This is a genomic window from Deltaproteobacteria bacterium, assembly GCA_016219225.1.
Classification (GTDB): Bacteria; Desulfobacterota; RBG-13-43-22; order RBG-13-43-22; family RBG-13-43-22; genus RBG-13-43-22.
This window is the reverse complement of record JACRBX010000104.1, coordinates 34,847-41,727: the sequence shown is the minus strand read 5'-3', so window position 1 is coordinate 41,727 and position 6,881 is coordinate 34,847. Positions and strand designations below refer to the sequence as shown.

The window sequence follows — 6,881 nt, the reverse complement described above, 5'->3', positions numbered from 1 at the left end:
CCACTATTCCCACGATCTCTTTCTGGAATGTTTTTAATACTTCCAGAATCACTTGAGGAATATTGGGAAGCTTTTTCTTGAATATCTTCTTCCCTTGCTTATCAATGATCCCCAAATAATTGTTGTTGCCATGTAGATCCGTCCCTGCGTATAATTTCCTCATAAGGCGCCTCCATAGGGTTTGATTTGTACTCTTCCCTATTTTACCAGGAATGCTCTTCTCTTGGTATAAACGAGGTGCCTTTTATATGATTATCAGGTCTGCTCTTGACTCTTATTTGTTTCACTTATTTGTTCCATTAGGTAATAAGAGTCAAGAGCAGACCTGCCCCCTTTGACTGGCGTGGTCCGACCCAGATCAACAGATCAAACAGATCAAAGATCAGACAGCGTGTGCTCTGTAAGAAAAAAAATGCTCCTTCTTGCAGCCGAGGATGTTTTTTCTCTTGACAGAGGCCTTTTAATGGGTGACCCCAATCGCCCTGGACCTTGAGGCCATTTCTCTGGATCATTTATTCATCGTCAAATATAAATTTTACTGATATTACTGAATCTTGGCCCGTTTCGTCAAATTTAACAATAACAATTCCTTCATTTTGTTGCGTTTCAGTCTTTTCCACTTTTAATTCAATATCATCTTCTTCAAAAATTAATCCAGAAAATACTGCAATTATTTTCTTATAAAATATCAGAAATGTGATGAATAAATAGAGAGGGATCTCAAAAGAAAATAAATTTGATAGCCCAACTCGAAGCAATATATCTTCCATCTTTTGATCATATAAAAAAGGAATATGCTTTATTATAACAGGGCTAATCGCGAATAAAAATAATATAATGGCGACAGTTATTCTAATAATAAATTTTCTTGATACTTTTCTATACATACCAATCATAATATCTTTTTTGCAGTCAATCTTAGCATCCTTATCGACTATATATTTAATCGATATTTTTCTCTCTTTTGTTTTATCTTTTTTAATGAATATTAAATCTTTTTTGATACTCGTCGAAAATATTTTAATGCCTTCAGCAAAGTACATTTTTAAGTAAATTGCTTTATTGTAAGGTGGCATAATTATACCATTTTGAATATACTTTTCTTGTCCAGGGTGCATCTTAATCGGAACATTTAAAGTTAGTTCTTTACTCATTTTTATTACCTTTTATATTCGTAAAATATTTCATCTCTTTCTGGAAAAGGGTAAACTATTCCATTATCACTTATTTTTTTTAATTTAAGAGAATCTGCTAAAATTTCATGTAATCCATATTTTAGATGTTTAGCAAAACCTAAACGACCCCTCATTAGGTATTCAAAGTCAGTAATAAAATAAAGACAAGGTTTGCCATTTTTATCTTTAAATCTATGTTCATCTTTAACAACCCCAATCAATCCACTCCTAAATAATGTTTCTATAAATTGATCTTCATCAATATTTTTAAAATACTTTTTACTCAGCCGGTCATGAATTCTTTTTGAAAAATCATGAAGATCTGAAGCACTCAAAATCGTTTTTTCATCTTCAAACATAGCCCTTACGGTAGAAGATAAACTGATATCATCTTCTTTGGAAAATATTGATAAAGCATCATTTAATGACCTAATCATACAATCGTCATTGTGAATCGAATTTTTAACTTCCTCTTCCCCCATGACTGGAGGCTCTTTCTTTTCAAGTTGCTTTTCTGAAATATGTTTAAAGGATTCCATAATGGCATAATTCATCAAGTTAATTAATTGCCTTGGTTTTTTCTGTGTGTGTCGAATTACATACGCCATTCCTTCTTCGTAGAAATCCTTTGCATTTTTAATTTCATGCGGTATTAATTTATACCAGAATTTTTCTCTGACATTGTTTCTATCTATATCACCTTTTACGATTGCGCATTTTATATTATTATTGCTAAAAAAAGTGTGAAACCTTTTAGCTAATAACAAGAGAAGATCCTTATATGTCCACCTTAAGAAAACTGTTTTTTGATAATATTTGGCTGGATTGTCATAAGTCAGATCGTCATAAATTTCAGATGGAATGACACATTTAATAATTAAATTTTCAAATTCTTGATCTTGTAAATTCTTAACAGCTTCCACCATTCCCTTTAACGAACTTAAATAATAAATATTAGTTGAAAAGCATTTTTCGATATTGTCGATAAGGATCGTACATTTTCTTAATTTGAGGAGACTTAGAAAAGCTTTCTTGGCGGTCAAAAAATCTTGTCCCGTCAATCTTTCTTGGATGCTAAGCTCAAGGTTTGTTGCCGGGGCGTCGGATTTTAAAGACTTCTTTATTGCTTTATTAACAAGATTAATGCCGAAATAGGAAATTGTATCGTTCATGAAATTAACAACTGAATTAAATTCTTTTATCTTGACTGAATTCAATTCAATTAATTTTGGAATATCAATGTTAACTTCACCAGAAGATAAATAATTTTGAATTGCCTTCACCTCATTATTTTCAGCTCCATTATAATAAATCACCATTGAAAACATTCCGGATAAATAAATTAAATATTTCCAAAAACCAAGAAAGAAAGTCTGAACATTTAATGTGGTTGAAACGTTTCCCTTATTTGTATTATTAAAATCCTCCACCATTATGCTTGTAAAATGACAGTCTCTAAACAAGAAAAAAGGTTCGGAATAATCTTTCGGCACTAGCATGTAAACCAAGGCCGATTTTCCAGATCCTTTTCTTCCACATATAATTGGAGTCGAATGTTTGCTTAATTGTTCAAAAGCATCTATAGGAATAAAATTACTGGGAAGAGTTTTAATTTCAATAGAATCATAGGCATCCAATTCCCCAAATATTGGCACGTTTTTAAATCTTTCATAAACTGTCATATATCACCCCTATTTTGTATGAACATAACGCACCTACGGTGCGGACTATTGATATCCTTGACATAACATTGATCACCACCACAAGGGCATTGGAGGTCACAAATTGTGACCTCCAATTATTTAACTCTTCCAGAGTCAATTCGAACATAAAGTCTTGTGGAAATCTTTTTGGATTTCTTTTAACCGCTTGTTTGAGTGCTTTTGTCTCAACGCCATAAAGAACAGCCAGATCACGATCAAACATGACCTTTTTCCCTCTAATAAGAAGGATTTTGCTTTCAATGATTTCCTGGGGCACTAAATCTTTTTCTTCCATCGGGTTATTTTCTACCATAGCCGGCCTGTTTCTCTTTCAGATGGAACCCGATTTTTCTTTTAGTAATCTTCGGTGGGGCCATGAGCTGCCGGATAGCTTCAAAAACCACATGAAATTGGCCATCATATTTTTTCTCCAGGTCATTCAGCCGCCGGGTCAAATCTTTGTTGGTAGCAATCATCTGGCGAAGTTTGACGAAGGCCCTCATAATTTGAATATTTGCATCTATGGCTCGATCACTGTTCAAAATTCCGGAAAGCATCGCTACCCCTTGCTCGGTAACGGCACGTACTTGTTTGGAGTATTTAATATCGGAGGATATCACAATTTGTGATATCCTCATGATCTCCTCTCTGGTCAATGAAAACATGAAATCTTCCGGAAATCGTTTTATATTTCGTTGAACCGCCTGATTCAAAACCCTTGTCTCAACCTCATAAAGATCAGCAAGATCCCTATCCAGCATGACCTTTTGTCTACGAATCAAAAAAATCTTCTTTTCAATAACTTCGAGCGGGATCAAAGGTTCCATTTGTTTACCTTCGGATATACTTAACAATAGTGAGACAGTTCAGTAAAGCGGTGTAACAGAAAAGGATAAACGTAAAGGGTTAAAAGCACTTTGAATCTATTAAAATCAACTTGCTTTAAAGTGGAACTCTTCGATTTGTAGGATTATTTGTAAGGATAGAATAATAAAATCAACTTTTTAGGGGAAAGTCAATGGAAAAGTTTGGAGAAAGATATTTTTGGCACGGATAACGAGGGTGGCACGGTTTAAGCCAGACTTTTTTACCTGTGGACGCCCCACAGGCGAAAACCCTCCTACCCGGTAGAGGCCGGGGGTGGAGGATAAGGAGAACTTAAATTTTGATTTCCGCTATCTCCTCCAGACAGTTAATAATGCGTGGCATCCGTGCCTGACTGGCACGATCAGGAAGCAAATGTCCCGGAATTGCCTCCCGAAAGCCTTCATCGGCTAATAGCCTTTGAAACGTTCCGGACAAAAAATTTATCAAGTCCTGGGAGGAATTTCTGATTTCAGCCACGATTTCGGGACGGCCATCCAATACGATGATGATATCTTCCAGGTCGTGACTGGCCATATAATCCCCATGGCCACGACCTTTAAAGGCTTCTATTTTAGTTGCCAGAAAGTATGGAGAAGAAACGAGCCGAATCGTCAATCCTTTTTTCAATTCCACCTTAACGGCATTTTTTATGGCCGGCAAATACCAACGGTTGGAGAATCCGAGTATGTCCTCCTGTGTTGGCATTACGTCTACTTTGATGCCCTCGATCAGCCAGCGACAGATTGACGAATCCTCATTCATTCCCTGTTCGAACCCCCTGTTTCGGAGTTCTTTCTCAAGTTTGTAGTATTCCACCATCGAGGTAATTTCAACGATGACATCCACATCCTTCGTAACCCGGACTTCCGGCATTGCAGGATCGGTAATGAAGAGTCCAGCGGCGCAACCACCCAGAAAAACGACTTTCCCTCTAAGGTCACCAAGGCGTTTAGCCACCTGAATGATCATCCGGATATTTCTGTCATTGGTACGGATCATGACGATCCCAGGCGTCGCTTAAGTTCCCGGACGGCGCTCTCCCTTTCGCGGGCTCTCCCATCACGGATTGCATCAACTATGGCCAGTAATTCATAAAGTTTTCTGTCTTTCAAAGCTGCCTTGGGAACGGATTTATAAAGGGGAGAAAATTCGTAACCGCGGGTGTCGCCTTCCGGATCAGGCCATACAGGTGGAGGTTCCATCGGCTGGGAAATCTGTTCTCTAAGAGGCGCGGCGGCATAAGCCGTAGGGACGCCGCGGGTCAGACCGCCACGGTCCGGGGGAAAGGCATATTTGACACCATGGATGAGAAATTCTTCCAACGGCTTTTTAAAAGGGCGTCCTCTTTGGGAATCCATCAACCTGGCTGCGACTGCCCTTTTAATACCGGCATGGACTTCGGAAGTACTCATGAATAGATCAGCGGCCAAGGAGGCATAAGACCAGGGGGCTTCACCCAGGGCGATGATTTTTAAGAGAATTAAAATATCTTGGGGTTTAAGAATCATGGTTGAAGTATATTCGCAATTCGCGAATAGCGCAAGAAATTTCTGATCGTGACTTTGAATACCTACTGCTCAAGCGACCCGCTACCGGCACACTTTAGACGAAGGCTGAGATGATTTTGGCTGTCCGGCGGTAGGTCATCCAAAAAAAATCTTCTCAGAGAACTCTGAGATCTCGAACGAATGAAATGAACGGGCGGCATCGGCCTTAGGAAAAAAGCTTAGGGTAGAATTGGCATAAAGCAGGGCCTCGACTGATCCCGCCGAAGTATTCATGCAGGGATCTCCAATACCGGGGCAAAATGGATCGGGGGGACGGCCGGTAACAGTGCCGTCCCCCCGAGTCGGATCTTTTAATGGATTTCCCGGTCCCGGAAGATTATTATCCCTGTAATTTCCGGCCGATGGTCATGATTTCCGCTTCCTTGGTCCCTTCGTAAAGCTCCAGGATCTTGGCGTCGCGGTACCACTTTTGAACGGGATATTCTTCGATATACCCATAACCGCCATGGAGCTCCACGGCGTTATTGGCACAGAAAACCGCGGTCTGGCCGCTGTAGAATTTAGCCATGGCGGCCAAATAATAATCGGGGCGCCCTTCGTCGATCAGCCAGGCCGCCCGGTAAACCAGACCCCGCAGGGCTTCGATCATGATGGCCATTTCCGTCAACTTCTTCTGGGTGAGCTGGAAGGACCCCAGGGGGGCTCCGAAGACCGTCCTTTCCTTGACATAGCGGATACTCGTCTCCAGACAGGCCTCGCTGAGGCCCAGACCCTGGGCGGCCACCATGACCCGGGTGGTGTCGAAAAAGTGCATCAACTCAATAAAGCCGCGGCCTTCCTTGCCGACCAGATTAGCCTGGGGAACCCGGACGTCTTCGAAGGCGATCTCGGCCGTATCGCTGGAGCGGATCCCCATTTTCCCCTTGATCTTGTTCCGGGTAATGCCGGGGGCATCGGCCGGGACAATGATCAGGCTGAAGCTGTTGTGCTTTTTTTCCTCCGGATTGGTGATGCACTGGGTCACCATGAAATCACAGACCGACCCATTGGTGATGAACATTTTGTTGCCGTTGATCACATAATCCGTTCCATCCTTGACGGCTCGGGTCTTATATCCGGCCACATCGGTACCGGCATTGGGCTCGGTGTAGGCCCCGGCCGAGACCTTCTCGCCGTTACAGACCGGGGGCAGATAGGTCTTCTTCTGCTCTTCCGTTCCATATTGAAGGATGGATTCGCAGCCGAAACTGGCCGCCACGATATTCAGCCCGATGCCCATGTCGATTTTGGAAAACTCTTCCGTGATAATGCAGTTTCCCATCATGCCGGCCCCGGCGCCGCCATATTCTTCCGGAATCCAGGACCCGACCAGCCCGTTCTCCGCCGCCTTCCGGCGGATATCCGGGGTGTACTTCTCCTTCTCGTCGCACTCCTGGGAAGCCGGCTTGAGCTCGGCGACCGCGAATTTATAGGCCATTTCTTTTAACATTTTTTGTTCTTCAGTCAGATCAAAATTCATATTCTATCTCCCTTCCTGCCCATTTATTTCATCAGTTTAATTATTGCCGCACTTAAATATTTGTAACACGTTAATACTATAGCGACACTTTTTCCGTCATTCCCGAATG

General features: G+C 41.3%; 7 protein-coding genes. All 7 read right to left on the bottom strand.

Annotated features, from left to right (window positions below; genetic code table 11):
- Nucleotides 1–512: 512 nt before the first annotated feature.
- The 7 genes from HY879_09590 to HY879_09560 all read right to left on the bottom strand — a co-directional run bounded on the left by HY879_09590 (nucleotide 513) and on the right by HY879_09560 (nucleotide 6,772).
- Nucleotides 513–1,154, bottom strand: a complete 642-nt coding sequence (locus HY879_09590) for a hypothetical protein (protein MBI5603598.1) — start codon at nucleotides 1,152–1,154, stop codon at nucleotides 513–515.
- A gap of 5 nt (nucleotides 1,155–1,159) precedes the next feature.
- A complete protein-coding gene (locus HY879_09585; protein ID MBI5603597.1) occupies nucleotides 1,160–2,857 on the bottom strand; it encodes a hypothetical protein in 1,698 nt (565 codons plus the stop codon).
- Nucleotides 2,844–3,173 (bottom strand): ORF6N domain-containing protein, encoded by a 330-nt coding sequence (locus HY879_09580; GenBank protein ID MBI5603596.1) that lies wholly within the window; start codon nucleotides 3,171–3,173, stop codon nucleotides 2,844–2,846. Before HY879_09580 ends, HY879_09585 begins: the two co-directional genes overlap by 14 nt.
- Nucleotides 3,174–3,177: 4 nt before the next feature.
- Nucleotides 3,178–3,705, bottom strand: coding sequence for an ORF6N domain-containing protein (locus HY879_09575; protein ID MBI5603595.1), 528 nt, complete (start codon nucleotides 3,703–3,705; stop codon nucleotides 3,178–3,180).
- Nucleotides 3,706–4,036: 331 nt separating this feature from the next.
- Entirely contained in the window at nucleotides 4,037–4,744 is a 708-nt protein-coding gene (locus tag HY879_09570; protein MBI5603594.1) for a hypothetical protein, read from the bottom strand.
- Entirely contained in the window at nucleotides 4,741–5,253 is a 513-nt protein-coding gene (locus tag HY879_09565) for a hypothetical protein (GenBank protein MBI5603593.1), read from the bottom strand. Before HY879_09565 ends, HY879_09570 begins: the two co-directional genes overlap by 4 nt.
- Nucleotides 5,254–5,632: 379 nt before the next feature.
- Nucleotides 5,633–6,772 (bottom strand): acyl-CoA dehydrogenase family protein, encoded by a 1,140-nt coding sequence (locus HY879_09560; protein ID MBI5603592.1) that lies wholly within the window; start codon nucleotides 6,770–6,772, stop codon nucleotides 5,633–5,635.
- Between the last annotated feature and the right edge of the window lie 109 nt (nucleotides 6,773–6,881).

Excerpts from the sequence above, each read along its gene's own strand:
- HY879_09590 (MBI5603598.1), bottom strand. The coding sequence starts at position 1,154 with ATGAGTAAAGAACTAACTTTAAATGTTCCGATTAAGATGCACCCTGGA.
- HY879_09585 (MBI5603597.1), bottom strand. The coding sequence starts at position 2,857 with ATGACAGTTTATGAAAGATTTAAAAACGTGCCAATATTTGGGGAATTG.
- HY879_09580 (MBI5603596.1), bottom strand. The coding sequence starts at position 3,173 with ATGGAAGAAAAAGATTTAGTGCCCCAGGAAATCATTGAAAGCAAAATC.
- HY879_09575 (MBI5603595.1), bottom strand. The coding sequence starts at position 3,705 with ATGGAACCTTTGATCCCGCTCGAAGTTATTGAAAAGAAGATTTTTTTG.
- HY879_09570 (MBI5603594.1), bottom strand. The coding sequence starts at position 4,744 with ATGATCCGTACCAATGACAGAAATATCCGGATGATCATTCAGGTGGCT.
- HY879_09565 (MBI5603593.1), bottom strand. The coding sequence starts at position 5,253 with ATGATTCTTAAACCCCAAGATATTTTAATTCTCTTAAAAATCATCGCC.
- HY879_09560 (MBI5603592.1), bottom strand. The coding sequence starts at position 6,772 with ATGAATTTTGATCTGACTGAAGAACAAAAAATGTTAAAAGAAATGGCC.